Origin of the sequence: Streptomyces rhizoryzae (assembly GCF_023155275.1) — a bacterium.
Taxonomy (GTDB): domain Bacteria; phylum Actinomycetota; class Actinomycetes; order Streptomycetales; family Streptomycetaceae; genus Streptomyces; species Streptomyces rhizoryzae.
Genome location: NZ_JALMUV010000004.1, coordinates 188,671 through 212,479 on the forward strand (window position 1 = coordinate 188,671; position 23,809 = coordinate 212,479).

The 23,809-nt window shown below is 76.6% G+C and carries 21 protein-coding genes; 8 read left to right on the forward strand and 13 right to left on the reverse strand.

Annotated features, from left to right (window positions below; translation table 11 throughout):
* Positions 1–14: 14 nt before the first annotated feature.
* The 6 genes from MUU72_RS05660 to MUU72_RS05685 form a co-directional block, all read right to left on the reverse strand.
* Positions 15–782: a class I SAM-dependent methyltransferase gene (locus MUU72_RS05660; RefSeq protein ID WP_248011998.1), complete on the reverse strand. Its 768-nt coding sequence runs from the start codon at positions 780–782 to the stop codon at positions 15–17.
* Between the two features lie 131 nt (positions 783–913).
* A complete protein-coding gene (locus MUU72_RS05665) occupies positions 914–2,131 on the reverse strand; it encodes an aminotransferase class V-fold PLP-dependent enzyme (protein ID WP_248011999.1) in 1,218 nt (405 codons plus the stop codon).
* Positions 2,132–2,136: 5 nt separating this feature from the next.
* Positions 2,137–3,483, reverse strand: coding sequence for a pyridoxal-phosphate dependent enzyme (locus tag MUU72_RS05670; RefSeq protein WP_248012000.1), 1,347 nt, complete (start codon positions 3,481–3,483; stop codon positions 2,137–2,139).
* Complete coding sequence (locus MUU72_RS05675) at positions 3,480–4,958, reverse strand: Y4yA family PLP-dependent enzyme (protein WP_248012001.1); 1,479 nt, start codon at positions 4,956–4,958, stop codon at positions 3,480–3,482. The genes MUU72_RS05670 and MUU72_RS05675 overlap by 4 nt, the downstream gene beginning before the upstream one ends.
* A gap of 125 nt (positions 4,959–5,083) precedes the next feature.
* Positions 5,084–6,247, reverse strand: coding sequence for an alpha-hydroxy-acid oxidizing protein (locus MUU72_RS05680; RefSeq protein ID WP_248012075.1), 1,164 nt, complete (start codon positions 6,245–6,247; stop codon positions 5,084–5,086).
* A gap of 147 nt (positions 6,248–6,394) precedes the next feature.
* Entirely contained in the window at positions 6,395–7,492 is a 1,098-nt protein-coding gene (locus MUU72_RS05685) for a hypothetical protein (protein WP_248012002.1), read from the reverse strand.
* Between the two features lie 287 nt (positions 7,493–7,779).
* Between MUU72_RS05685 and MUU72_RS05690 the strand changes: the two genes are divergently transcribed.
* The 3 genes from MUU72_RS05690 (at position 7,780) to MUU72_RS05700 (ending at position 11,118) form a co-directional block, all read left to right on the forward strand.
* Positions 7,780–9,075, forward strand: coding sequence for a VWA domain-containing protein (locus tag MUU72_RS05690; RefSeq protein WP_248012003.1), 1,296 nt, complete (start codon positions 7,780–7,782; stop codon positions 9,073–9,075).
* Positions 9,075–9,935 (forward strand): hypothetical protein, encoded by an 861-nt coding sequence (locus MUU72_RS05695; protein ID WP_248012004.1) that lies wholly within the window; start codon positions 9,075–9,077, stop codon positions 9,933–9,935. The genes MUU72_RS05690 and MUU72_RS05695 overlap by 1 nt, the downstream gene beginning before the upstream one ends.
* 70 nt (positions 9,936–10,005) lie before the next feature.
* The gene (locus tag MUU72_RS05700) at positions 10,006–11,118 is read left to right on the forward strand and encodes a PP2C family protein-serine/threonine phosphatase (protein ID WP_248012005.1); all 1,113 of its coding nucleotides are present in this window, start codon (positions 10,006–10,008) and stop codon (positions 11,116–11,118) included.
* On the opposite strand, the gene MUU72_RS05705 is transcribed toward MUU72_RS05700, so the two are convergent.
* Entirely contained in the window at positions 11,087–12,652 is a 1,566-nt protein-coding gene (locus MUU72_RS05705) for a glycosyltransferase family protein (RefSeq protein WP_248012006.1), read from the reverse strand. The two genes, MUU72_RS05700 and MUU72_RS05705, sit on opposite strands and share 32 nt — an antisense overlap.
* Positions 12,653–12,843: 191 nt before the next feature.
* Between MUU72_RS05705 and MUU72_RS05710 the strand changes: the two genes are divergently transcribed.
* Together MUU72_RS05710 and mgtA are read left to right on the forward strand one after the other, a co-directional pair.
* The gene (locus tag MUU72_RS05710; protein ID WP_248012007.1) at positions 12,844–13,209 is read left to right on the forward strand and encodes an ArsR/SmtB family transcription factor; all 366 of its coding nucleotides are present in this window, start codon (positions 12,844–12,846) and stop codon (positions 13,207–13,209) included.
* Positions 13,202–15,916, forward strand: a complete 2,715-nt coding sequence (gene mgtA, locus MUU72_RS05715) for a magnesium-translocating P-type ATPase (RefSeq protein WP_372503000.1) — start codon at positions 13,202–13,204, stop codon at positions 15,914–15,916. Before MUU72_RS05710 ends, mgtA begins: the two co-directional genes overlap by 8 nt.
* Before the next feature lie 51 nt (positions 15,917–15,967).
* On the opposite strand, the gene MUU72_RS05720 is transcribed toward mgtA, so the two are convergent.
* Both MUU72_RS05720 and MUU72_RS05725 read right to left on the reverse strand, forming a co-directional pair.
* On the reverse strand, positions 15,968–17,350 hold the full coding sequence (locus tag MUU72_RS05720) for a hypothetical protein (protein WP_248012008.1): 1,383 nt from the start codon (positions 17,348–17,350) through the stop codon (positions 15,968–15,970).
* 115 nt (positions 17,351–17,465) lie between these two features.
* The gene (locus MUU72_RS05725; protein ID WP_372503001.1) at positions 17,466–18,983 is read right to left on the reverse strand and encodes an LCP family protein; all 1,518 of its coding nucleotides are present in this window, start codon (positions 18,981–18,983) and stop codon (positions 17,466–17,468) included.
* 155 nt (positions 18,984–19,138) lie between these two features.
* Between MUU72_RS05725 and tatA the strand changes: the two genes are divergently transcribed.
* Complete coding sequence (tatA, locus tag MUU72_RS05730; protein ID WP_248012009.1) at positions 19,139–19,498, forward strand: Sec-independent protein translocase subunit TatA; 360 nt, start codon at positions 19,139–19,141, stop codon at positions 19,496–19,498.
* A gap of 33 nt (positions 19,499–19,531) precedes the next feature.
* Here the strand turns inward: tatA and MUU72_RS05735 are convergent, their stop codons facing one another.
* Positions 19,532–19,822 carry a hypothetical protein gene (locus MUU72_RS05735; protein ID WP_248012010.1) on the reverse strand — a complete coding sequence of 97 codons (291 nt, stop codon included), beginning with the start codon at positions 19,820–19,822 and terminating at the stop codon, positions 19,532–19,534.
* 157 nt (positions 19,823–19,979) lie between these two features.
* Here MUU72_RS05735 and MUU72_RS35205 point away from each other — a divergent pair, with 157 nt between their 5' ends.
* Complete coding sequence (locus MUU72_RS35205) at positions 19,980–21,149, forward strand: hypothetical protein (RefSeq protein WP_282503687.1); 1,170 nt, start codon at positions 19,980–19,982, stop codon at positions 21,147–21,149.
* A gap of 103 nt (positions 21,150–21,252) precedes the next feature.
* Here the strand turns inward: MUU72_RS35205 and MUU72_RS05745 are convergent, their stop codons facing one another.
* The gene (locus MUU72_RS05745; protein ID WP_248012011.1) at positions 21,253–21,828 is read right to left on the reverse strand and encodes a TerD family protein; all 576 of its coding nucleotides are present in this window, start codon (positions 21,826–21,828) and stop codon (positions 21,253–21,255) included.
* A gap of 156 nt (positions 21,829–21,984) precedes the next feature.
* Complete coding sequence (locus tag MUU72_RS05750; protein WP_248012012.1) at positions 21,985–22,251, reverse strand: GlsB/YeaQ/YmgE family stress response membrane protein; 267 nt, start codon at positions 22,249–22,251, stop codon at positions 21,985–21,987.
* Positions 22,252–22,384: 133 nt separating this feature from the next.
* On the opposite strand from MUU72_RS05750, the gene MUU72_RS05755 reads away from it, so the two are divergent.
* Positions 22,385–23,443 carry a zinc-dependent alcohol dehydrogenase family protein gene (locus MUU72_RS05755; RefSeq protein WP_248012013.1) on the forward strand — a complete coding sequence of 353 codons (1,059 nt, stop codon included), beginning with the start codon at positions 22,385–22,387 and terminating at the stop codon, positions 23,441–23,443.
* Here the strand turns inward: MUU72_RS05755 and MUU72_RS05760 are convergent.
* The gene (locus MUU72_RS05760) at positions 23,430–23,804 is read right to left on the reverse strand and encodes an MmcQ/YjbR family DNA-binding protein (protein ID WP_248012014.1); all 375 of its coding nucleotides are present in this window, start codon (positions 23,802–23,804) and stop codon (positions 23,430–23,432) included. The genes MUU72_RS05755 and MUU72_RS05760 overlap by 14 nt on opposite strands.
* Positions 23,805–23,809: the final 5 nt, after the last annotated feature.

Consider the following 23,809-nt stretch of genomic DNA (forward strand, 5'->3'; position numbering starts at 1 on the left):
TCCGGCGCCGCCGGTTACCGGATCCCCACCAGCACGCAGCTGTCGCCGAACTGCCACACCGGGACGACATGGGTGAAACCGGCCGCGCGCAGCAGGGCGGTGTGGTCGGCCACCGACAGGCCGTTGTCCGCGCCGTCGCGGGCGGCCGGGGCGGACAGCCGGCGGTGGCGCTCGGCGAGCGGCTCGGCCAGCTCCGGCTCCCGGGCCACCGCCGCCCACCAGGACGCCCAGTCCTCGTGGGCGCCGTCCCGCAGCCGCCGCGCGCGGCAGCGCCCGACGTGCGCGGCGAGCGCGGCCGGGACGGTCCCGCACTGCGGGAGGTGGTCGCCGTTGACCAGCGCGCCGCCGGGCCGCAGCAGGGCGGCGAGTTCGGCGTAGGTGCGGCGCAGCACCGGCACCGGGAGGTAGTGCAGGGCGGTGGTGGAGACCGCGGCGTCCAGCGGCCGGTCCAGGGCCAGCGCACCGGTCCAGCCGTCCGCGCCGATCACCGCGTCGACGTAGCGGGCGGCCGACGCGTGGTGGGTGCGGGCGAGTTCGAGCAGCAGCGGGTCCATGTCCACCGCGACGACCTCGGCGTGCGGCAGCCGTCCGGCGAGCCGGGCGGCGAGCGAGCCCGGACCGCAGCCGAGGTCGGTCACCAGCGGCCGCGCCTGACCGCGCGTCACGTACTCGACGACATCGGCGATCACCGTGAAGCGCTCCTCGCGGTCGATGGCGTAGCGCCGCTGCTGGCGTTCCCAGCGCTCCACCCACGTCTCCGCGATCGCCATGCTCAGCCCCATCTGGTCGCGCCACCCCTGCCGTGTCCCGTGTGCCGTTCGGTCGGCCACGAGGCTACAGGTGGAAACGGTTTCCATTAGCCATAGGGTCTCCGGTTCACTCCGGAGGGGCACTCCCCGGCCCGGAACGCCCCTCACGCCAGCGACGTGAGCACCGCCAGCAACCGGTCGATCTCCTCCGGGGTGTTGTAGACGTGCAGGCTGACCCGCACCGAGCTGGTCCGCTCCCCCGCCCCGGCCTGGCAGTGCCCGTCCGTGCGCACCATGAAGCCGTGGCTGAAGAGGATGAACCCCAGATCGCTCGCGCCGATGCCGCGGTGCCGGAAGGTGACGATGCCGCAGCGCTGCTGGACCGGCGCATCGGCGGCCAGACTCCGCTGGCAGCCGAGGACTTCGTAGGCGTCCAGGCGGCGCAGCCCGTCGGAGAGGCGGGCGGCCAGGGCGACCGTCCAGCGCGCTATCCGGTCGGTGCCGGCCGCCTCCAGCCAGTCCAGGGCGGCCGCCAGGCTCGCGATACCGGTGGTGTTGGGGCTGCCCCGCCAGCCGCCCGGCACCAGCTCCGGGCCGCGGGCCTGGCGGGCCCACACGGCCCCCGAGCCGGGCAGCGCCAGCGCCTTGTGGCCGGAGAACGCCAGGAAGTCCACGTCGAGTTCGGCCACCGAGACCGGCAGGTGGCCGACGCTCTGCGCGGCGTCCAGGCAGATCGGCACGTCCGGCCCGACCGCCCGGCGGATCAGGTGGACGTTCATGTTGCCGCCGTAGACGTGGTGGACGTGGGTGGCGGCCACGAAGCGGGTGCGGGGGCCGGCGAGCCGGGCCAGCGCCGCCGGGTCGTAGTCCCCGGACGAGGTCTGGTACGGCAGCTCCCGCACCCCGATCCGCACGCCCTGCCGCGCCAGCAGCCGCTGCGCCTCCAGCCAGGGCGCGAGGTTGGCCTCGTGGTCGGCGAACGGCACGACGATCTCGTCGCCGTCGGCGAGGACCTCCGGCAGCCAGTCCCGGGCGACCAGGCGCAGCCCCTCGGTGGTGCCGCCGGTGAAGTGGACGGCCGACCGCTCCGGGGCCGGGTCGCCGAGGAAGGACTTGATCCGCTCGCGGACACCGGCGACCAGGTCCGTGGAGGCGTTGGCCCACGGGTACGAGCCGCGGCCGGCGTTGGCGTGGGCGGTGGTCAGCTGGTGCTGCACGGCCGCCAGGACGGCCTGCGGCTTCTGCGCGGTGGCCGCGCTGTCCAGGTACACCAGCCGGGGGTTGTCGGTGATGATCGGGAACTGGGCGCGCAGCGCGCGCTGCCAGGGGCCCAGTTCGGCCAGGGCCGCGGCGCCCCGGTCGCGGGCGGTGGTCGGGGCCATCGCGGTCAGTCCCTGACCAGCGGCGCGCCGGCGTCCCGCCAGGCGATGACGCCCCCGCTGAGGCTGCGCACGTCCGGGTGGCCCATCCTGGTCAGCAGCGCGGCGTAGCGGGCGGACTGCTCGCCGACAGGGCAGACCAGCAGCACCGGCTGACGGGTGCTGAACGGCAGCCCGCCCCGCACCAGTTCGTCGAAGAGCTCGTCCACGATGTTGATCGCTCCCTCGATGTGCAGTGCGGCGTAGGCGAACGGGCTGCGCAGGTCGACGACGAGCGGCCGGTCCCGCTCGATCCACTGCCGCGCCTCCGGTGTCCCGACGGCCGGGGCCGCGGCGATCTCCGATTCGGTCAGGTCGGCCAGGGTGTTCTTGCGCGGCGGCTGCCGGAAGAGGTCCGGGCGGCGCCGCTTGGTGTAGCTGAGGTAGCTCTCGATCCGGTCGCAGACGATGAAGACCGCGGACTGCCGGATCACCTCCTCACCGCTTTCCTGACGTGCCGTCAACTCAGCGTCGATGTCCCGGAGATGGCGCACTGTGCCGTGGTACGCGGCGCCGCCGGTGGGGCCGGCGAGGATGCCGCAGCGGCGGGCCAGGGCCAGCATGCCCTCGATGGCCTCGTCGGAGCTGACCGCCTCGACGGTGTCGTAGGTCGCCGGGTCGAAGAGGCCGACCTCGTGGACCTCGTCCCAGGTGCGGATGCCCGGGATGAAGTCGGACTTGGCGGCGACCAGTCCGACGACCCGCACCCGCGGGTCGTGCTCGCGCAGCACCCGGGCCACCCCGGTGGACGAGCCGGCGGTGCCCACGCAGGCGATGAACCAGTCCGGGGCGCACCCGTCCAGGTCCTTGACGATCTCCGGGCCGGTGCCGGCGGTGTGCGCCTCGGTGTTGCGGGGGTTGAAGTACTGGTCGGTGTGGAGGTAGTTGCTGCCGGGGCCGGAGAGTTCCCGGTGGAAGAGGGTGAGCGGGTCCTCGGTGTTGGAGGGGTCCAGGCACTCGCTCTGTCCGGGCAGCTCCTCGATGTCCGCGCCCAGCAGCAGGAGCAGGTCCTTGATCTCCGGGATCCGCATCCGGTTGGTGACGCTCTTGAACGGCAGCCCGTGCATCCCCGCGATCACCGCGAGGGCCTTGGCGGTGTTGCCGCTGGACAGCTCCACGACCTGGCTGCCGTGCGCCACGGCGGCGGGCAGGCCGGGCCGGGCCATGTTCCAGGCGGCCCGGTCCTTCACCGACCCGAAGGGGTTGAGCAGTTCCAGCTTGGCGTACAGGTCGATGTGGCGCAGACCGTGCACGGCCGGATCGATCCGCACCAGCGGGGTGTTCCCGATGGCCTCGGTGATGCTGTCGTACCTCATGGCTCTCCCCCTGGACGTGTGATCGGCCAGTACTGCTCGTCGAGGCACCAGTGCCAGGAGCCCTCCTCCTGCCAGGCGGCGACCGTGCGCGCGACGGGCTGCCGCTGCGCGCGGCTGGTCTGGAAATCCATGCAGTACCCGGCGGTGTTGGCGAAGGCCAGCAGGTCACCGGGGCGGGGCAGCCGGGGCAGGGAGACCATCCGGCGGGTGATCAGATCGGCCTCCAGGCAGAGGCTGCCCGCCAGGTAGACGCCCGCGGCCGGGCCGTCGCCGGGGGCGGCCCGGACGCCGTCCCGGCCGATCAGCACCGGGTCCACCAGCACCCCGTGCTCCTCCAGCCCGGCGTCGTCGGCCTTCATCGCCAGCCGCACCAGCGGCTCCCCGCTGTCCGTGCGGCGCACCTCCAGCACCCGCGCGAGCACCGCCCCGCACTGGTCCACCAGGGCCCGGCCCGGCTCGGTGCAGAGGTCGTAGAGGTTCTCCAGCAGGAGCGTGGCCAGCGGCCGGCCGCCGAACGAGGGGGCGGGCAGCGCCAGCAGCGCGTCGAGGTAGCCGGCGCCGGCGACCGGGCGGTGGGCGGGGTAGAGGGCGAGCGCGCCGCGCAGGGTGCCGCCGTCGTTGCGGAGGCCGTAGCCGTGGCCGCGCCAGGTGAGCGGCGGGCGGCGGCCCAGCACCGCGGCGGTCAGCTCGGAGGTGTAGCGCTCCCACTCCGCGCCGTGCGCGAGGTAGTTGACGCCGAAGCCGCCTCCGATGTCCACCACCCGCGGCCGCAGTCCCCGGCTCCGGCAGGCGTCCAGGGCCCGTATGCAGCCCTCCAGCGCGCGGGCCTTCTCCTCGGTGCTGGTGGTGTCGAGGTGGTAGCCGACGCCGGTCAGCTCCAGTGCGTCGGCGTGCCGTTCGAGGGTCGTGAGCAGGCCGTCCAGCGCGGCCGCCGGGGTGCCGAAGCGGCTCGGCCGGGTCAGCACCCGCGCCCCCGGCCCGTCGAAGGCGGACAGCCGCACCAGGACCGGTATCCGGGCGAGGTGGTGCGCCCGCACCAGCGCGGCCAGTTCGTCCAGCTCGCCCGCGGAGTCGGCGTTGACGGTGACGCCCGTACGGGCGGCGAGCCACAGGAACGCGCGGTCCTTGGGGCCGGTCGCCATGATCCGGTCGGGGGTGAAACCGGCGCCCAGGGCGTGCTGGAGCTCGCCGAGCGAGGCCACGTCCACCGCCGCGTCGGTGGCCGCGAGGCGGCGCAGCAGCGCGCTGGAGCGGTTCGCCTTGTGCGCGAAGTAGACCCGGCCGCCCAGCCGGTGGGTGCGGTACGCGGCGCGGAACCGTGCGGCGTTCTCGGCGATCTGCTCGGGCAGCAGCACGTTCAGCGGCGAACCCAGCGCATCGACGAGCGAGGGGAGGAGGTTGCCCGCGCCCAGCAGCGACGCCAGCGGCGGTTCCAGGCGCGGTTCCAGAGTCAGCGGCTCCGGAGACGAAGGCACAGCAACCGCCAAGAGACCCCCCTCGAAGTGGTGCCGCGAACTCGACCCGCGCGGTTCGCCGTTAACCACTTCCCGCTCCCGGCGGGCTTTACGCACCGCCGGGCGCGCGGGGCCGGAAGCGGCGCTCAGCGGCGCACCAGGGCCTGCGGGCCGAGGGCGGCCGGGCTCGGGTAGCCGTCCACGGCCATCAGCAGGTCGGCCTCGGCCAGCAGCGAGCGCAGCACGTGCACCACGCCGTCGGTGCCGCCGAGCGCCAGCCCGTAGGCGTAGGGGCGGCCGACGGCGACCGCGGTGGCCCCCAGCGCGAGCGCCTTGACGAGGTCGGTGCCGGTGCGCACCCCGGAGTCGAAGAGCACCGGCAGGCCGTCGGCGGCGGCCACCACGCCGGGCAGCGCGTCGAGGGCGGGCAGCCCGCCGTTGGCCTGCCGGCCGCCGTGGTTGGAGCAGTAGATGCCGTCCACCCCGCCGTCCCGGGCCCGGCGGACGTCCTCGGGGTGGCACAGGCCCTTCAGCACCAGCGGCAGATCGGTCAGCGCGCGCAGCCAGGGCAGGTCGTCCCAGGTCAGCGGGTTGGCGAAGACACTGGCGTAGAGGGCGACGGCGGCGGCCGGGTCCTCCTCCGGGGGCTTGCCGAGGCGGGCGCGGAAGACCGGGTCGGAGGTGTAGTTGGCCAGGCAGTGGCCGCGCAGCTGGGGGAAGTTGGCGGTGGCCAGGTCGCGCGGCCGCCAGCCGAGCGTCCAGGTGTCCAGGGTGACCACCAGGGCCTGGAAGCCGGCCGCCTCGGCGCGGCGGACCAGGCTCTCGGCCAGCTCCCGGTCGGAGGGGGTGTAGAGCTGGAAGTAGCCGGGGGTGTCGCCGTACTCGGCGGCGACCTGCTCCATCGGGGCGGCGGACAGGGTCGAGGCGATCATCGGGACGCCGGTGCGGGCCGCGGCCCGGGCGGTGGCCAGATCGCCGTGCCCGTCCTGCGCGCAGAGGCCGAGCACCCCGATCGGCGCCATCAGCAGCGGCGACGGCAGCGTCCGGCCGAACAGCCCCACGGACAGGTCGCGTCGGGCGGCGCCCGCCATCATGCGCGGCATCAGGCCCCAGCGTTCGAAGGCGGTCACGTTGGCCCGCTGGGTGAACTCGTCGCCCGCGCCGGCCGCCACGTACGACCACACCGACGGCGGGAGCGCCGCCTCGGCGCGCGCCTCCAGCTCGGCGAACGCCAGGGGGAAGCGGGGCAGTTCGCCGCGCAGGCCGGCGGCGTAGATCTCGTTCTGGTAGTCGCCGAAGGGCTGGGGCATGGACGGCATCGGCCGGTTCTCCGTTCCTCGTCGCTCGGTCCGCGGTGGCCCGCGCTTCCCGGGGGCCCGGGAAGTTACCCGCGGGTTCCCCGGGGATCCTCTCGCGTTCCGGCGGCCGGGGACAGTGACGGGTGCGCCGCGATCCGGTCAGCCGCTCCGCCGGGACCCGTCGTCCAGCCGGCACAGGCGCAGCGGGCGGCGCGGATCGGCCGGGTACGCGGGGTCGAGCTGCCAGCCCTGCTCGGCGGCCACCCGCAGCACGCCGTGCGCGCCGGTGCCGCGGAAGTGCCGGCTGCGCACGGTGGTCCGGCGCGCGAAGCGCCCCCACTCGTCCCGCCGGTAGCCGCCCCTGGCCGGGTCCCTGGCCAGTTCCGCCGCGAACGCCGCGGCCAGGTGCCTGCGCAGGTGGGCGAGGTACGCGTCCGGGCTGCGGCGCAGCTCCAGAACGCGCACCCGCGGCAGGAGGACGAGGGTGAGCAGCGGCATCAGCACCCGGCAGCGCAGCGGCCCCCAGGGCGTGCCGGGCGCGGGCGGCGGCCCGTACGGGTCGGGCACGCCCTGGTGCGGCGGGGGCGGCAGCAGGCGGAAGAGCGGTACCTCGTCGGCCGAGGTGAAGCGGTCCCGGTCGACCGCCCAGCCGTACCGGCGCGCGAGCTCGTCCACCCGGGCGGCGCCGAGGCCGCGGGAGTGGCGGCGGGCGAGGGTGGTGGTGGCCCGGCGGACGCCGCTCGGCGGGAGTTCGGCGGCGCCCCAGCCGCTGTTCTTCTCGGCCTTGGCGAAGCGCGCCGCGAGCAGCGGCTCGGTGAACGGCTGCCAGTCCTCCGGCCGGCCGCCCCACTCGGCGCGCAGCCGCCGCCAGGAGATGCCGGTCCGGACGAAGGCGAAGACGGCCCGGGGCGGGCCGACGTCGGCGTTGGAGTTGGCGGCCAGCCAGATCGCCAGCACGGTCAGGCCGGTGGCGAGCAGCGCCCAGAGCGGCAGGTAGACGGCCTGAAGCACGAACTGCGCCACCAGGCCGGTGCGCGAACGGCGCGGCGCGGGGCCGTCATCGGGCGCCGGCCTGCCCTCGGCCGGCGGCGCGGGGCGGGCGGCGGGGCCGGGCCCGGACGTGTGGAACGAGGGCGCCGGGGGCGGGACGGGACCGGTGGGGGCCCCGGCGGGGTACGGGCCGGGGGCCGCGGGGTGGCCCGGGCCGCCGTGGGGGGCGTGGCCGTGGCCGCCGTGGCCGCCAGGGGGCGTGCTCATGGGTCTCCTCGTCAGGTGGCGCGTCCGGGCAGCGGTGCGGCGCCGGGGCGGGGCGCGGCGGGTGCCACCGGGGCGAAGGCGGCGGACGGGCGCCCGCCGGCCGTTCGGCGACACATCATGCACCACCGTCCCGGACCGCCGGCCCGCAGGTCACGCGCCGGACGGCAGCCGGCGGCCGGGACCGAGGGGCCTTCGCCGGGGCCCTCGCCGGGGCCCTCGGCGGGCCCCGCGCGGCCCGCGCCGGGGCCGTTTTGGCCGTCGCGCCGATTTCTCCATACGATCCGGCGATGATCACCAGAAGGATCACCAGACGCATCATCAGCACCCGGCTGGCGGCCGGGGTGTGCGGGGTGCTCGCCGCGATGGCGGTGAGCCTCGCGCCCACTCCGGCCGCCGCCGGCGAACCCCCCGCGCACCCCACCCCCAAGGTGGAGCTGACCCTCGACGTCAGCGGCTCCATGCGGGCCCGGGACATCGACGGGCAGAGCCGGATGGCCGCCGCGAAGCAGGCGTTCAACGAAGTGCTGGACGCGGTACCGAAGGACGTGCAGCTCGGCATACGGACGCTGGGCGCCACCTATCCCGGCAACGACCGGCAGGTCGGCTGCACGGACACCAAGCTGCTCTACCCGGTCGGCCCCCTCGACCGGACCGAGGCGAAGACCGCGGTGGCCACCCTGGCGCCCACCGGCTGGACGCCGATCGGCCCGGCCCTCCAGGCGGCGGCCAAGGACCTCAAGGGCGGTGACGGCCAGCGCCGGATCGTCCTGATCACCGACGGCGAGGACACCTGCCAGCCGCTCGACCCCTGCCAGGTGGCCCGCGACATCGCCGCCCAGGGCATCCACCTGACCGTCGACACCCTCGGCCTGCTGCCGGACGCCAAGACCCGCAGCCAGCTGAGCTGCATCGCCGAGGCGACCGGCGGCACCTACACCTCGGTGCAGCACACCGACCAACTCCGCAAGCGGGTACACCAGTTGGTGGACCGCACGGCGCGGCCGGTGGCCACCCCGGTGGCGGTCGCGGGCACCGCGGCCTGCGCCGGGGCCCCGGAGCTCAAGCCGGGCCTCTACAGCGACCGCGAGAAGTTCGCCGAGCACCGCTGGTACCGGGTGGACGTCAAGCCGGGCCAGGAGCTGCGCGCGTCGGTGAGCGTCGCCGCGGACCGCGCGGTCGACAACGACTACGGGGTGCTGCTGCGGGCCTCCACGCTCAGCGGCCGGGAGATCGTGCGCGGTGCGGAGGCCGGTGACGGCCGCACCGACGTGATCTCGACCGGGCTGCGCTACGCCAAGTCCGACACCGGTGCCTCCGGCGCCGCCGCGGACGCGCCCGAGACGGTCTGCCTCCAGGTCAGCAACTCCTTCTCGGCGGCGCCGTCGGTCAAGACCGAGCCGGGTCTGCCGGTGGAGCTGGCCGTCGATGTCGTCGACGGTCCGCACGACGCCTCGGACGTGGCCTCCTTCGGCCTCGGCCGGGGCTGGTGGCTGCTCGCCGCCCTGGCGCTCACCGGTCTGCTGGGCGGCCTGGTGTGGGGCTGGATCTCCCGTTGGCGCGTCACCGTCTGGAGGACCAACTGATGCGTACCGCACGAGGACCCAAGGCCCGCCGCGGCGCGGCGGCCGCACTGCTGCTGAGCGCCGCCGGACTGGCGTTCGCCGGGACGGTGGCGGGCGCCGGGACGGCCGCCGCCGACAGCCCCGCCCCGAGCGCGAGCACGAGCACGGGCGACGGCGGGGACACCGCCCAGGGCCCCACCGAGGCCGGCACCTCCTTCCGTACCGCCACCCCGATCGCCCTGGACCAGCGGGCCACCGCGGACGCCTCCACCGGTGACTACCTGTACTGGGTGCTGCCGGCCGACGCCGGCCAGCAGGTCACCGTCAAGGCCGCGGTCACCCTCCCGAAGGCGGCCCGGCACGGCTCGGCCACCTGGCAGCTGGACGTCTACGACGGGCTGCGCCGCCGCCAGGCATGCCGCTTCGGCGCGCAGACCAGGACGGCGGCCCCGGACGCCGGGACGGTCGAGCTGACCTGCGCGCTGCGCACCGTGCGCGGCTGGGCCGAGCAGTGGTCCAACGACCCGCTGCCGGGCAGCTACTACGTCCGACTGACCGCCGTGGGCCTGCCGGCCGAGGACCTCGGGCAGCCGGTGCGGGCCGAGGTCGAGGCGACCGCGGCCGACACCGGCGGCGCGCAGGCGGTGGACGGCAAGCTGGCCGCGCCGCTGGTGCCCGGCACCGGGGCGGCCGCCCCGCAGCCGCAGCCCGGCGGCCCGGCGGACGGGTCGGCGCCGGACGGCGGCTGGTCCCACGGCTGGTGGTCGGACCGCTGGGTGTGGACCGCGGTGGGCGGTGTGCTGGCGGCGCTGGCCGGGATCGGCGGTTACCGCCTGACCCGCGGTGCGGGCCGGCCCGCGCACCTGCCGCCGGGCGCCTGACCCGGCCGCGACCTGCGGCGGCCCCGGCGGCCTGCGGGCGCCGGGGCCGCCGCAGGTGTAAAGAGGAGGTATGCGCGTCCGGCACGGTGCACCCCGCAGCGGCCCGCGCTGGCGGCTGCGCCACGGGCTGCTCGCGCTGCCGCTCGCGCTGATCGCACTGATCACCGCGTTGGACATCAGCGCCCCCACCACCATCCACCTGGGGCCGTTCCTGGTGGCGGCGCCCGCGCTCACCGCCTCGTTCGCCGGGCCCCGGGTCACCGGTGCCGTCGGCGCGCTGGCGGTCGCCGCGCAGGTCCTCATCGGCCACCTGCACGGCGGGGTGACGACCGCCAACCACCAGGCGCAGATCGCCGCCCTGGCGGTGCTCTCGGTGCTGGTGACGCTCTTCCGGTACGCCCGCGACCGGCACCAGCGGCAGCTCGGCCTGGTGCGGCAGGTGGCGGTGGCGGCCCAGCAGGTGCTGCTGTGGCCGCTGCCGCGCCGGATGGGGCGGCTGCGGATCGAGTCGGCGTACATCGCGGCGGAGGCCGAGGCGGAGATCGGCGGCGACCTCTACGGGGCGGTGCCGGTGCCCGGCGGCACCCGGCTGGTCATCGGGGACGTCCGCGGCAAGGGGCTGGCCGCGATCGGCGAGGCCGCGACGCTGATCGGCGCGTTCCGCGGTTCGGCCTACCGGAACCTCCCGCTGCCCGCCGCGGTGGCGCACCTGGGCAACTCGGTGCACTGGAACATGGCGCACGCCCCCGAGGAGGACCCGGAGTCCTTCATCACCGCCCTGGTCCTGGACGTCCCCGACGACGGCCCGTGCGTCGAGCTGGTCAACTGCGGGCACCCGCCGCCACTGCTGCTGCGGAAGGGCGAGGTGCGGGCGCTGGAGGTCGCCGAGCCGTCGGTGCCGCTGGGGCTGGGCACCCCGGACGAGAGCGACTACAAGACCGAGCGCTTCGCGTTCGGCCCGGACGAGGTGCTGCTCCTCTACACCGACGGGGTGATCGAGGCCCGGGACCGCTCCGGGGCGTTCTACCCGCTGGCCGAGCGGCTGGCCCGCTGGCAGGAGCTGGACCCGGCCGCGCTGGTGCGGCGGCTCCACGACGACCTGCTGCGGTACGCGGGCGGCAACCTCGGCGACGACGTGGCGATGATCGCGCTCACCCGGTCGGCGCCGGAGTGCGCGCAGTGACCGGGCGCGCCGCGCTCCCCGGGGGCGGCGAGAGGTAGACCCGGTAGCCCCGGAACCGGCCGGTGGCGGCCAGTGCCGCGGGCCGCCAGCCGCCGGCCGGGGCGGGCCGGGCGCCGGGCGGCGGGACGATCAGCGCGACCGGCTGCCGGGCGGCCGCGGCGCGCAGCCCGCCGGGGGTGGTGCCGGTGTCCGGGCCCGCGGTCTGCCGGGAGGCGCAGCCGGTGTAGTAGGCGAGCTGCACGGCGTGGTCGCCGCTCAGCACGCAGGGCGGCCGCACCCCGAGCCGGTGCAGGGTCGCGGCGGCGGCGGTGAAGTCCTGGCGCATGTGGCGGTTGCGGGCGGTGTTGCCGGTCAGGACGGCGCACTGGACGGCCAGGTGGGCGGCGAGGGCCGCGGCGGTCACCGCGGCGGCGCGCACCCGGAGCCGCCCGCCCGGGGCCGCGACGCGCCACAGGCAGTCGGCGGCGGGCAGCGCCAGCAGGGCGTAGGCGGGCAGCAGGAAGCGGGGCGCGGCGTAGTCGATGAGGAAGAGGTAGGGCACCGCGGTGGCCAGGGCCACGGCGGCCGGCAGCAGCGCGGTGGACAGCCGGCGGGCGCGCGCCGCGGCCAGCACGCCGCCGGCCGTCAGCAGCGGCAGCGCGAACCACCACACCGCGGTGACGGGGTGGCTCCACGGCACGTCGCAGGGGCGGCACAGCCCGTGCCCGTCCAGGCTGCGGATCTGGTCGTCGACGGCGAGGTGCCAGCCGATGCCGCCCTGGATCTCGGCGGCGCGGTGCAGCCGGGCGGCCAGGCCGCCGAAGCGGAGGTACGCCTCGGCGATCCAGTCCGCGGCGCCCAGCAGCAGCCCGCCGGCCAGCAGGGGCACCAGGGCGGGCCGCCGCCACCGGGGCACCGCGAGCGCCGCCACCGCGGGCACCAGGACCAGCCAGACCGCGTCCGGCGGGCGCATCAGCGCCGCCACCGCGACCGCGCACGGCAGACCGGCCAGGGCCCGGCGGTCCGTGCGGTCCTCCGCGGCGCGCAGGAAGAAGCCGGTGGCGGCCAGCGCCGCGTAGGCGGACCAGAGGTTGGGCATGGCCTGCGGGCCGTAGTAGAGGGTGATCCACAGGGTGGCGAACAGGGCGCCGCCGAGGACCAGCACCCGGGTGGGCAGCAGTCGCCGCCAGATCCACAGGGCGCCGCACAGTCCGGCGCCGGAGAGGACCGCGAGGGTGATCCGCAGGGCGGTGGTGTCGGAGGTCAGGGCGGCGACCGGGGCGATGAGGTAGGTGATGCCGCGGGCGCGGGGGGCGCTGAAGAAGGGGGTCGGGACGTCCCGGACGACCTGGCCGGCGTAGACCGTCTCGTCCCAGCCGAGGCCGGAGCCGGGGACGACCAGGAGCAGTTGGAGGAGGGTGAACGCGGCGCCGGTGGCGGCCAGCCAGGGCAGCGGGCGGGCGGCGGGCCGGGGGCCGCGGGGCGGCGGTCCGGCGCCCGGGGCCGGTGCCGTCCGCAGCGCCCGGTCGTCCGGCCGGGACCCGGTCTCTTCCATGATCAGTCCTCGTGGGTGGGGTGGGCGCCCGTGGGGCGCGTCGGGCCCCTGGCCATCATGCGGGGCGGCGGTCGCGGCGGCACCCCGCACGGGGCTGTTCGGCACGCGGCCGCGGCCTGCCGGCGGGCCCGGCGCGCCGCCTACACTGGGCGCTCCGGGACGAGGGGTTCCCGGAGGGACGGAGAGCGGCAGTGGTGCGGAGCATCGAGGGCAGGGGCCCGGCGGCCGATCCGTCCGCGGAGGTGCTGGCCGAGGCGGCCGCGGTGTTCGGCCTGCTGGCCTCGCCCCCGCGGCTGCACATCGTCTGGGCCCTGGCCCAGGGCGAGAGCGACGTCAGCGGCCTGGCCGAACGGGTCGGCGGCGCCCTGCCCGCGGTCAGCCAGCACCTGTCCAAACTCAAGCTCGCCGGACTCGTCCGCTCCCGCCGCGAAGGCCGCCGGGTGGTCTACTTCGTCGACGACCCCGACACCGTCACCGTCATGCGCACCCTCCTCGACCAGCTCACCGCCCGCGCCACCGGCCCCGCACCGGCCCGCCGGCGGGGGATCGGTGCCTGAGACCACCGCGGCGCCGGGGGCGGGCCGGGTGCCCCCGGGTGCCGGTGGGGTGTACGCGGACGAGGAGCGGCCGCCGCGCGGTGCCGGGCGGCTGGAGCCGGCCGCGCTGACACCGCTCCAGCTGATGCGGCGGCTGGACAGCGGGCCGCGCGGGCTGACCGACGCGCAGGCCGAGGAGCGGCTGGCGCGGCTGGGCGAGAACACCGTGCCGTCGTGGCGGCCGGTGTCCTGGCCGCGCCGCTTCCTGGGCGCGCTGCGCGATCCGTTCACCACGGTGCTGCTGTGCCTGGGGCTGGTCTCGGCGGCCGTGGCGTCCTGGGGCACCGCCTGCGTGATCATGACGCTGGTGGTGGTGAGCTGCGCGCTGCGGTCCGGCGGGGAGCACCAGGCCGGGCGGGCGATGGCCGCGCTGCGGGAGCTGGTCGCCACCACCGCCGCGGTGCAGCGCCGGGCCGGGCCGGACGAGCCGCCGCGGCTGCGGGAGGTCCCGGTCGACCAGGTGGTGGTCGGGGACGTGGTGCGGCTGGGCCCCGGCGACCTGGTGCCGGCCGACGTCCGGCTGCTGCGGGCGAACGGGCTGACGGTGCACCAGGCGGCGCTGACCGGGGAGTCCGCGCCGGTGCCCAAACGGGCGCAGGACGCCCCGCCCGGCGGCGGCCCGGACGCGGACGAGCCGCCGCACATGTGCTTCCTGGGCAGCAGCGTGGCGACCGGCAGCGGGACCGCGCTGGTGGTGGCGACCGGCGCGGACACCCGGTTCGCCGCCGCGTACCGCGAGCGGGCCCGGCGGCGCGGCGAGACCGCCTTCGACCGCTCGGTGCACGGCATCGCCTGGACGCTGATCCGGTTCATGCTGCTGACGCCGCCGCTGGTGCTGATGGCCAACGCGGCGCTGCGCGGGCGGGGCCTGGAGACGCTGCCGTTCGCGGTGGCGGTCGCGGTGGGGCTGACGCCGGAGATGCTGCCGGTGATCGTCACGACCGCGCTGGCCCGGGGTGCCGCGCTGCTGGCCCGGACCAGCGGTGTGATCGTCAAACGGCTGCCCGCGCTGCACGATCTCGGTGCGATCGATGTGCTGTGCCTGGACAAGACCGGCACCCTCACCCAGGACCGGCCGGTCGTGGTGCGGTCCACGGGACCGGACGGCGGCCCCGACCCGGAGGTGCTGCGCTGGGCGGCGGTGAACAGCTTCTGGACCATCGAGCTGGCCGAGCTGCCGGTGCCGGACGCGCTGGACGAGGCGGTGCTGGCGGCCGCGGACGAGGGGGGCGCGGATCCGCTGGAGTACGACGGGGTCGCGGCGCTGCCGTTCGACCCGGTGGTGCGGATGTCCACCGCGGTGGTCCGCCGCCCGGGCCGGCACGGCACCCACACGCTGGTCGTCAAGGGCGCGGTGGAGGACGTGCTGGCCCGCTGCGCCCGGCTGCGCGGCGCCGACGGGACGGACCGGGTGCTGGACGAGGCGGCGCGGGAGCGGCTGCTGCGGTGCGCCGCCGAGGAGGCGGACGGGGGGCTGCGGCTGCTGGCGGTGGCCCGCGCCGAGCGCCGCCCGCGGCTCGGCGGATACGGCGACGCGGACGTGCGGGGGCTGACGTTCCTGGGCTTCGTGGCGCTCAGCGACGCGCTGGCGCCGTCGGCGGACGAGGCGCTGCGGGCGCTGGCCGGGCGCGGGGTGGCGGTGAAGGTGCTGACCGGCGACCACCCGGGCACCGCGGCCCGGGCCTGCCGGGACCTGGGGCTGGCGCCCGGCGAGGTGCTCACCGCCGGCCGGCTGGCCGGGCTGGCGGGCCCCGCGCTGGCCGAGGCGGTCGGCCGGGCGACGGTCGTGGCGCGCTGCACCGCGCAGGACAAGGCCCGGATCGTGACGGCGCTGCGGGCCGCCGGGCACACCACCGGCTTCCTGGGCGACGGGGTCAACGACCTGCCGGCGCTGCACGCGGCCGATGTGGGGATCTGCCCGCGCGGGGCGGTGCCGGTGGCCCGGGAGGGCGCCGATGTGGTGCTGGCCGAGAAGGACCTGACCGCGATCGAGCGGGCGATCACCGCGGGCCGGCACGCCAGCGGCAACATCGCCGCGTATCTGCGGATCACCCTGTCGTCCAACCTCGGCAACGTGATCGCGATGCTGGCGGCGGGGCTGCTGCTGCCGTTCCTGCCGATGCTGCCGGCGCAGGTGCTGGTGCAGAACCTCTGCTTCGACGCGGCGCAGCTCTCGCTCGCCTTCGACCGGCCCGCGCCCGGCGCGGCGCGCCGCCCGGCGGTGCTGCGGCCGCGGGTCTTCCTCCGCTTCATCTCGGTGTTCGGCCTGATCAACGCCTCGGCGGACCTGGCGACGTTCGGGGTGCTGGCGTTCTCGGCGCACGTCACGTCCGGGACGGACAGCCCGACGGTGTTCCACGCCGGGTGGTTCACCGAGAACCTGCTGACCCAGGGGCTGGTGATGCTGCTGCTGCGGACCGGGCGGCGGGCGGCCGAGGGCCGGGCGCCGGGGCCGGTCCCGCTGGCGGTGACCGCGCTGGCGGTGGTCGGGCTGCTGCTGCCGGTCTCGCCGCTCGCCCCGCTGCTGGCCATGTCGGCGCCGCCGCCGCTGTACTACCCGCTGCTGGCGGCCGTCCTGACGCTCTACGGCGCGGCGCTGGCGTTCGCGCGGACGCGGTACGCGCGCCGGGAACGCGGCGAGGGCGTGCCCCGGGCAGCGCTGGGCTGATCCGCGGGCACGCCCTCGCGGCCGGTCAGTGCGGCGGCCGGGGCGGGCGGCTCACCAGTCGCCGCCGCCGTCGAACCCGCCGCCGTCGAAGCCGCCGCCGTCGCCGAAGCCGCCCGCGAAGTCCGCGGGGTTGAAGTCGGCGCCGGACTCGGTGCCGCCCTCGGGCCCGCCGCCGAACGACGGGGAGTCGGCGAACGCGGACGGGGCGCTGAGCACCGAGCCGAGCACCGTACCGGCGACCATGGCGGTCAGGACGCTGCCGCCGCCGAAGTAGCCGCCGGCCCACGGGGAGTAGGCCGGTCCGGCGTCCCAGTACGGCTGCGGGCCGCCGGGGGTCTGCACGGTGCGGGTCAGCGGTTCCCGGCCGTCGGCGACGCGGGTGGCGTCGGCGGCGCAGGCCGGGACCGGGCGCGGGGCGCCGCCGGGCGGGGCCCACTGGACGTCGGTGGTGGAGGGGCCGTGCCGCGGGTCGAAGAAGCAGGGCAGCCGGCGCTCGGGCAGCGGGGCGCCGGTGCGGCGGGCGGCCAGGGTGGCCAGCGCGAACCGGCCGTCCTCCAGGGCCGCGGTCACCGCCTGCACGTCCCCGGGGCGGCGGGCCTCGGACATCCGGGTCTTGGCCAGGTCGTAGGCGTCCAGGGCGCTGGTGTAGTCGGCGCGCATGGTGTCGGTGGCGCCGGGCTCGGACGGGCTGAAGTCGAGCCGGTCCAGCTCCTCGCCGAAGGCGGTGATGTCCTCGTCGACCACCACCCGCAGCGCGTCCAGTGCGGCGCGCTCCCGCTCCTCGCGCTGCTTCCTGGCCCGGCGGAAGAGGGCGTAGCCGCCCAGGCCGCCGGCCACCACCACGGCGCCGCCGACCAGCAGGCCGGTGGCGGAGCCGCCGGAGCCGGTCCCGCCCCACGAGGCGGGCGCCTCGCCGCGGGCCTGGGCGGCGGCCTGTTCGGCGAACTCGGTCACCATGCCCTTGGCGTCACCGCGGTGCGCGCCCTTCGCGGCGCTCTTGAGGTTGGCGACCGCGTTGCGCGGCAGCACCTGGCGGTCGGCGCCGGCGTTGAACCCGTCGGCGCCGAGGTGGACGGCGTAGACGCCGGTGACGCCGACCTTGGTGCGCAGGTCCCGCAGCAGGGTGGCCTGGGGGAATTCGGCGGTCTCGGGCAGGACGGCGACGAAGACCGGCTTGTCCGCGTCGCGTATCTTCCGGGCGAGGGCGTCCCGGTCGGCGTCCGGGAGCTGGTCGCGCACCCGCGGGTCGACGTAGACCGGGCTCTTCCGCAGGGCTTCGGCGACGGTGTCCAGGCCGCTGCCCGCGGCGGCGGCCGGCCGCGGCAGCACGGCCGCCCCGGCGAGCAGCGCCACGGCCGCCAGCAGCAGAACCGTCAGGGCTCTGGGCAGGACTCCGGGCAGAACGCCGGGCGAGGGCCGGCGGAGGGCTGACATGGGGCTGATCTTCTCCTCAACGTCCTGGGGGGCCCGGGGCGGCCCGGCCGCGGTGCGGCGTACCGGTCCCGGTGTCCGCCCCGCGGTGTGCCGCCCCGGGTGGTGACGACAGTGCCTAACCGTACGAGAGATCCGCGCACGGGTCGTCGTCCGCGGAGCGCGCGGCTCCCCCGAGGCGGCCCGGCGGGGCGGGGGTGGCGGCGCCGGGGACGGGCCCGTCGGCGTAGGTCCGGCCCAGCGTGACGGTGACGCCGGGGACGGCGGTCTGCCGGAGCACCGCGCCGGGGAAGTACCGGGCGACGGTCCGGGCCCGGTCCTGCCCGCCGGGTCCGAAGCCGATGACGGTGGCGGTGTGCTGCTGGTCGGCGGCGGTGCCGGTGCGGGTGACGGTGAAGCTGGCGGCCCGCAGCTCCCCGGCGGCGTGGGCGGCGAGGCCGGGGACGGTGGTGCCGTTGTAGACCGCGACCGCGACACCGGCCGGGGCGGGCCCGGCGGGCGCGGGGCCGGCGCCGGGCGCCGCCGGGTGCTTGCCGTCGCCGGCCGCGCCGGGGCGGGCCGGGCCGCCGGCGTCCTGGCCGTCCACGGTGCGGTCGGCGCGCAGCGCGGCCCACAGCTGGTCGGCGTCCGGGTGGACGACCGCGACCCGGGCGCCCTGGTAGCGCCAGGGCACGGTGAGGAACTTGGTGTTGTGCAGATCGATGTTCTTCATCGACAGGGCGAAGGCCAGCAGCCGGTCGGCGGAGCCCAGGCCGGGGTCGACGGTCAGCGCCGCGGTGGCCGCCCGGGCCAGCGGCAGCAGTTTGCCGGGGCTCATGCCCTGCGCCTTGACCTTCTTGATCAGCGCGCCGACGAACGCCTGCTGGCGCTTGATCCGGCCGATGTCGGAGCCGTCGCCGAGCCCGTGCCGCAGGCGCACGTAGTCCAGCGCCCGCCGGCCCGCGACGGTCTGCGGGCCCCGGGCGAAGACCCGCCGGCCGCGGGTGCCGAGGTGCGGGTCGAGGTCCCCCTCGTAGACGTCCCGGGGCAGGCAGACCGGGACGCCGCCGACCGCGGTGGTCAGGCTGGCGAAGCCCGCGAAGTCCACCACGACGGTGTGGTCCACGCGCAGGCCGGTCAGCTGCTCGACGGTGTTCTGGGTGCAGGCCGGGTTGCCCTTGGGGGTGTTGCCGACGGTGAACGCGGAGTTGAACATGGCGCCGGGCCGGGCCGGGGTCCAGGTGCCGTCGGGCAGCCGGCAGGGCGGGATGTCGACGAGGGTGTCGCGGGGCACCGAGACGGCGAGCGCGTGCCGCTCGTCGCCGTAGACGTGCAGCAGGAAGGCGGTGTCGGAGCGGCCCACGCCGTCCTCGCCGCCGCCGAGCCGGCGGTTGCCGCCGGCCCGGGAGTCGGAGCCGATGACCAGGACGTTGCTGCCGCCGGCGCCGGCCGCGGGCCGGTCGCGGCTGAGGCCGTCCGCGCCGAAGGTGCTGATGTCGCCGTTGAGCTGGAGGTAGAGCCAGCCGGATCCGGCGACCAGCAGCACCAGGGCCGACAGCGTCACCGCGGCCGCGGTCCGGACCCCGCCGCGCCGGCTCCCCCGGCCCGCCCCGTCCCCGCTCCCGGCTGCGGCCCGTGCGGTGTGGCTGCGTGTCACGTGTGCACCCTCGTCCGTGCGATCTCCGGCGGCAGTCGGTTCCCCGCGCCGTGGGTTATACAGTTGCGCAATGTAGCAAGTGAAGCTCCGGCCGGATCCGCACGACCGGGGCCGCGGGAACCGACTGTGGTGACAACGAGAGAAGGGTGGCAGCGATGCTGCGCAACGGACTGGAACCCTGGCATCTGCTGATCGTGGCGCTCGTGGTGATTCTCCTCTTCGGCTCGAAGAAGCTGCCCGACACCGCCCGGGCGCTGGGCAAGTCGCTGCGGATCCTCAAGAGCGAGGCCACGGCGATGAAGCACGACGACGGTACGCCGCCCACCGCCACCCACACCGCGGGCCCGGCCGCACCGGCCGGATCCGCCGGGCCGCAGGCGCCGGCGGAGGCTCCGCGCACGCTCCACCCGGCACCCGGCGCCGCCGCCACCGGGTCCGTACCCGGCGGCACGGACCCCGAAGCACCCGGCACCGGCCGGCCGGAGCGGGAGTCCGGGCCGCACACCGCACCCTGACGCCGCCCGCGGGCGGCCCGCCGCCGGGATCCCTCAGGGGCTCACCCCGTCGAAGCCGTACCGCAGCGGCTCGGTCTTCACCTTCAGGTCGCGGCGGTAGATGTGCAACGCCGCGATCCGCATCCCCTCCGGGGCGTCCTCCACCCGGCAGGGGCGGCTGACCTGGAGCACACCGGGCCGGCCGGCCACCCGCACCCGGACCCCGTCCGCGGGGCCGCCGCAGAGCACGGCCGCCTCCCACCGCTCCCCCGCCGTCCGGTCCCCCACCGTCCGGCCATCCGTCCCGTCCCGCACCGCGATCCCCCTCGCGTCCATGTCGTCCATGCGCCACACTTTAGGGATTGCGCAATCAGGGAACCATCAAGGAGCGCAACCACGTTGTCCGGACGGCGGCCGTACCGGCGCCGCGTCCCCCGGGGCGCGGCCGGCCACCGGCCCGGACGCCGGGCAACCTCCGCTCTCGACCCATCGGGGAAGACACGTGCACCCACACGACCGCTTAGAGGCACCGGACGCGCCCGCGTTCGAGCACGCCCTGGACCAGGCCCTGGACGCCCCGGAGATCAGGGCGGCGCTGCGGCGCGCGGCCGGTTCGCCCGACGCCGGGCAGCTGCGCGGCGCGGCCCTCGCGGCGCGCGACGCGCTGGCCGCCACGGCGTCCGCCGAGTACCGCGAGGTCGTCCGGCTGCGTGCCGCCGCGGCCGGGGGGCCGTCCGCGGTGCCCCCGCCGGACCCGGGCACGGCCTCCCGCAGCGGCGGGGTGCTGCCCGCGCTGGGCGTGCTGGTGCCGTCCCTGGCCGCCACCGCCGCGGTGGTGTTCCTGCTGATCGGCTTCGGGCTGCGGGCGGTGGTCGGCGCCTCCCCGCTCACCGACGAACTGGTCACGGCCGGCTGGACGGCCGCCGTGGTCGCCGGGGTGGCGACGCTGACCGGGCTGGGATGGCTGCTGGTGGCGGCGTCGCGCAACCGCGCGGCGGCCGGGGCCGGGGCGCCCGCCGACACCGATCCGGCCGTCGTCCGGGCCCGGGCGGCCTGGCAACTGGCCCTGCTGGAGCGGGGGATCATGCCGTTCCTGCTCGGCCGGCTGGAGGGCGCGGCGGACGGCGCGACCGGCGGCGGGCGGCCCGCCCTCCCCCGGCCGGCCGCGGCCGGGGTGGGCGGTGAGGCGGCGGGGGCCCGTCCGGCGCCGTCCGGGCGCACCGGTCCCGGCACGCCCGACGAGGCGGTCCCGGGCCCCGTCGGCCGCTCGGAAACGGCGGCCCGGGACACGGCGATCCGGGAAGCGGCGGGCCGGGACGCCGCGATCCGGGACGCGACATCCCTGGGCGCCGCGGCCCGGGACGCCAGGCCCCGGGATGCCGCGGTGCCGGAGGCCACGGTGCCGGAGCGGCCGGGCCGAACGGGCTTCGGCGGACGGGAGTTGAGCCGCCCCGATGCCGGGACGGCCGGTGTCGGCGGTGCCGAGGTCAGCGGCGCCGGCCACGGCGGTGCCGATGCCGGTGCTCCGGACTCCGGGAGTACCGCCTTCGGCAGACCTGGTTTCAGCAGCCCGCACTTCCGCAGCCCCGACTTCGGCAGCCCGGACTTCGGCAGTCCCGACTTCGGGCGGCCCGGTTTCTCCGGGCCGGCCGCGCCCGGGGAACTGCCGTGATCAGGGCCGGTGCGCGCTCCCGGCCGCCCCTGGCCGCTCCTGGCCGCCCCTGGCCACCGGCGCGCCCCCGGCCACCGCGGCCGGGGGCGCGCCGGTGCCGGCGTCACAGATGCGCGGCGATCTCGGGCATCAGGTCCTGGAAGGTACGGCCCTGGGCGGGCTCGCCCAGCGCCGCCATCTGCCAGCCGCCGTCCCCCCGGAAGACCTTGGCCATGATCTGGGCGGTGTGCGGGCCGCCGGCGGAGAGGGTGTAGCGCGCCAGCTCCTGGCCGGTGGTCTCGTCGACCAGGCGGCAGAAGGCGTCCTCCACCTCCTGGAAGGTCTGGCCGGTGAAGGAGTTGACGGTGAAGACGATCTGGTCGATCCGCGCGGGGACCTTCTGGAGGTCGACCAGAATTGACTCGTCGTCACCGCCCTGGCCGCCGACGAGGTTGTCGCCGGTGTGCCGCACCGACCCGTCGTCGCTGACCAGATGCTGGAAGAAGACCACGTCCACCGGCTGGCCGGCGGCGAACAGCACCGCCGAGGCGTCGAGGTCGATCTCGCGGGCGGTGAGCCGGGCGAGGAAGCCCTTGCGGCGGGCGGCCCGCCACCCCAGCCCCATGCGGACGACGGTCAGCGCGCCGCCGTCGGCCTTGCTCAGGCTGACCTTCTGGCCCTTGCTCAAATTCACAGTCATCTGATTCCCCATATGTCGGTCTGCCCTGGAAACGGACGTGCCGGCGCGGCAGTTCCGGTTTCCGCCGGTGAATCCGCGGTCCGCCGCACTAGAGAAGCCGGGATTCCGGTACGGGCACCGGCGGCGGGCCGCACGGCCGGCCGGGCCGGCGTCCGGTCAGTCCCGGGAGTTGCCGAAGAGCAGCCGGTAGAGAATGAGCAGGACCAGGGCGCCGGCGATGGCCGCGATCCAGGTGGCGACGTCGAAGAAGTCGTGGGCCACCGGCCGGTGCAGGAACTTCGCGGACAGCCAGCCGCCGATGAACGACCCGGCGATCCCGATGAGCGTGGTGCCCACCAGCCCGCCCGGGTCGCGTCCGGGAAGCAGGAACTTGGCTATCGCCCCGGCCAGGAGCCCGAGCACGATCCAGCTGATGATGCCCACGGGACATCCTCTCCTCGTCGTCGGTTACGGAAGTCGTCCGGAAATCTACATCACTGTAGAAGTTGGCCGGGTGCGATCAGGCCAGGCCGGCGCCGCGTTTGCCCCGGTGGCGGGCGGGCGTGACGCTGGGGGTATGGCGTCCGCCGCGCACCCGGAGACGCTGTCCGGGTGGGCCGTCGAGCGGCCGGGGCCGATGGCCACCGGGCCGCTGGCGGCGGTGCGCCGGCCCGTCCCGGAGCCGGGGCCCGGCGAGCTGCTGGTGAGGGTGGAGGCTTGCGGTGTGTGTCGTACGGATCTGCATCTCGCTGAGGGTGATCTTCCGCCGCACCGGCCGGCCACCGTACCGGGACACGAGATCGTCGGGCGGGTGGCGGCCACGGGTCCGCAGGTGACGCTCTTCGCCCCCGGCGACCGGGTGGGCGGTGCCTGGCTGCGCGGCACCTGCGGGGAGTGCCGCTACTGCCGGGCCGGCGCGGAGAACCTCTGTCCCGCCTCGCGGTACACCGGCTGGGACGCCGACGGCGGCTTCGCCGACCTGACGCTGCTGCCGGCCGACTACGCCTACCCGCTGCCGGAGTCGGAGCGCGCCGCGGCGCTGGCGCCGCTGCTGTGCGCCGGGATCATCGGCTACCGCGCGCTGCGCCGCAGCGCGCTGCCGCCGGGCGGCCGGCTGGGCCTGTACGGCTTCGGCGGCTCGGCGCACCTGGCGGCCCAGGTCGCGCTGGCCGAGGGCGCACGGGTGCATGTGCTGACCCGCTCCGCGCGCGCCCGCGAACTGGCCCGCGAACTGGGCGCGGTGAGCGTCGGGGACGCCTACGACCGCCCGCCCGAGCCGCTGGACTCGGCGATCCTCTTCGCACCGGTCGGGGACCTGGTGCCGGTGGCGCTGGCCGCGCTGGACCGCTCCGGGACGCTGGCGGTCGCCGGGATCCACCTCACCGACATCCCGCCGCTGGTGTACCGGGACCACCTCTTCCAGGAGCGGAACCTGCGCAGCGTGACGGCCAACACCCGGCAGGACGGGCGGGAGTTCCTGGAGACCGCGGCGCGGATCGGGATCCGGGTCACGGTCAGCCCGTACCCGCTCGGCCGGGCGCCGCAGGCGCTCGCGGACCTGGCGGGCGACCGGGTGCAGGGGGCCGCCGTCCTGCTGCCCGACGCGGATTTCGGGCGGGAGTTCAGTGCGCCGTGAGGTACTCCGCGACGAGGTCGGCGGGGGCCGCCTGCCGCCAGGAGTCGACCAGGATGTCGCGGAGTTCGTCCAGGTCGTCGAGGGCGGCCAGGCGCACCCGCACCCAGTGCGAGCCGGCCTCGTGGGGCGGGACCCAGAACTTCTCCGGCTCGGCGGCGATCAGCTCGCCGCGTTCGAGGATCGGGCAGCGCACCGCGACGGAGGTCTCGTCGTCCGGCACGGTGAGGAACATCTTCCCGGCGACCCGGAAGGTGGGCATGCTCCAGGCTTCCTTCTCCACCGTCCCCGGGAGGGCGAGGGCGATGCGGCGGACGTCGGCGGAGTCGGCGGCCGGCCCGGAGCCGGAGGCGGTGGTGGTCACCTGAC

Excerpts from the sequence above, each read along its gene's own strand:
- MUU72_RS05720 (WP_248012008.1), bottom strand. The coding sequence starts at position 17,350 with ATGTCAGCCCTCCGCCGGCCCTCGCCCGGCGTTCTGCCCGGAGTCCTG.
- MUU72_RS05665 (WP_248011999.1), bottom strand. The coding sequence starts at position 2,131 with ATGGCCCCGACCACCGCCCGCGACCGGGGCGCCGCGGCCCTGGCCGAA.
- MUU72_RS05690 (WP_248012003.1), top strand. The coding sequence starts at position 7,780 with ATGATCACCAGAAGGATCACCAGACGCATCATCAGCACCCGGCTGGCG.
- MUU72_RS05695 (WP_248012004.1), top strand. The coding sequence starts at position 9,075 with ATGCGTACCGCACGAGGACCCAAGGCCCGCCGCGGCGCGGCGGCCGCA.
- MUU72_RS05670 (WP_248012000.1), bottom strand. The coding sequence starts at position 3,483 with ATGAGGTACGACAGCATCACCGAGGCCATCGGGAACACCCCGCTGGTG.
- MUU72_RS05745 (WP_248012011.1), bottom strand. The coding sequence starts at position 21,828 with ATGACTGTGAATTTGAGCAAGGGCCAGAAGGTCAGCCTGAGCAAGGCC.
- MUU72_RS05680 (WP_248012075.1), bottom strand. The coding sequence starts at position 6,247 with ATGCCCCAGCCCTTCGGCGACTACCAGAACGAGATCTACGCCGCCGGC.
- MUU72_RS05735 (WP_248012010.1), bottom strand. The coding sequence starts at position 19,822 with ATGGACGACATGGACGCGAGGGGGATCGCGGTGCGGGACGGGACGGAT.
- MUU72_RS05705 (WP_248012006.1), bottom strand. The coding sequence starts at position 12,652 with ATGGAAGAGACCGGGTCCCGGCCGGACGACCGGGCGCTGCGGACGGCA.
- MUU72_RS05685 (WP_248012002.1), bottom strand. The coding sequence starts at position 7,492 with ATGAGCACGCCCCCTGGCGGCCACGGCGGCCACGGCCACGCCCCCCAC.
- MUU72_RS05700 (WP_248012005.1), top strand. The coding sequence starts at position 10,006 with ATGCGCGTCCGGCACGGTGCACCCCGCAGCGGCCCGCGCTGGCGGCTG.
- MUU72_RS05660 (WP_248011998.1), bottom strand. The coding sequence starts at position 782 with ATGGGGCTGAGCATGGCGATCGCGGAGACGTGGGTGGAGCGCTGGGAA.
- MUU72_RS05755 (WP_248012013.1), top strand. The coding sequence starts at position 22,385 with ATGGCGTCCGCCGCGCACCCGGAGACGCTGTCCGGGTGGGCCGTCGAG.
- tatA (WP_248012009.1), top strand. The coding sequence starts at position 19,139 with ATGCTGCGCAACGGACTGGAACCCTGGCATCTGCTGATCGTGGCGCTC.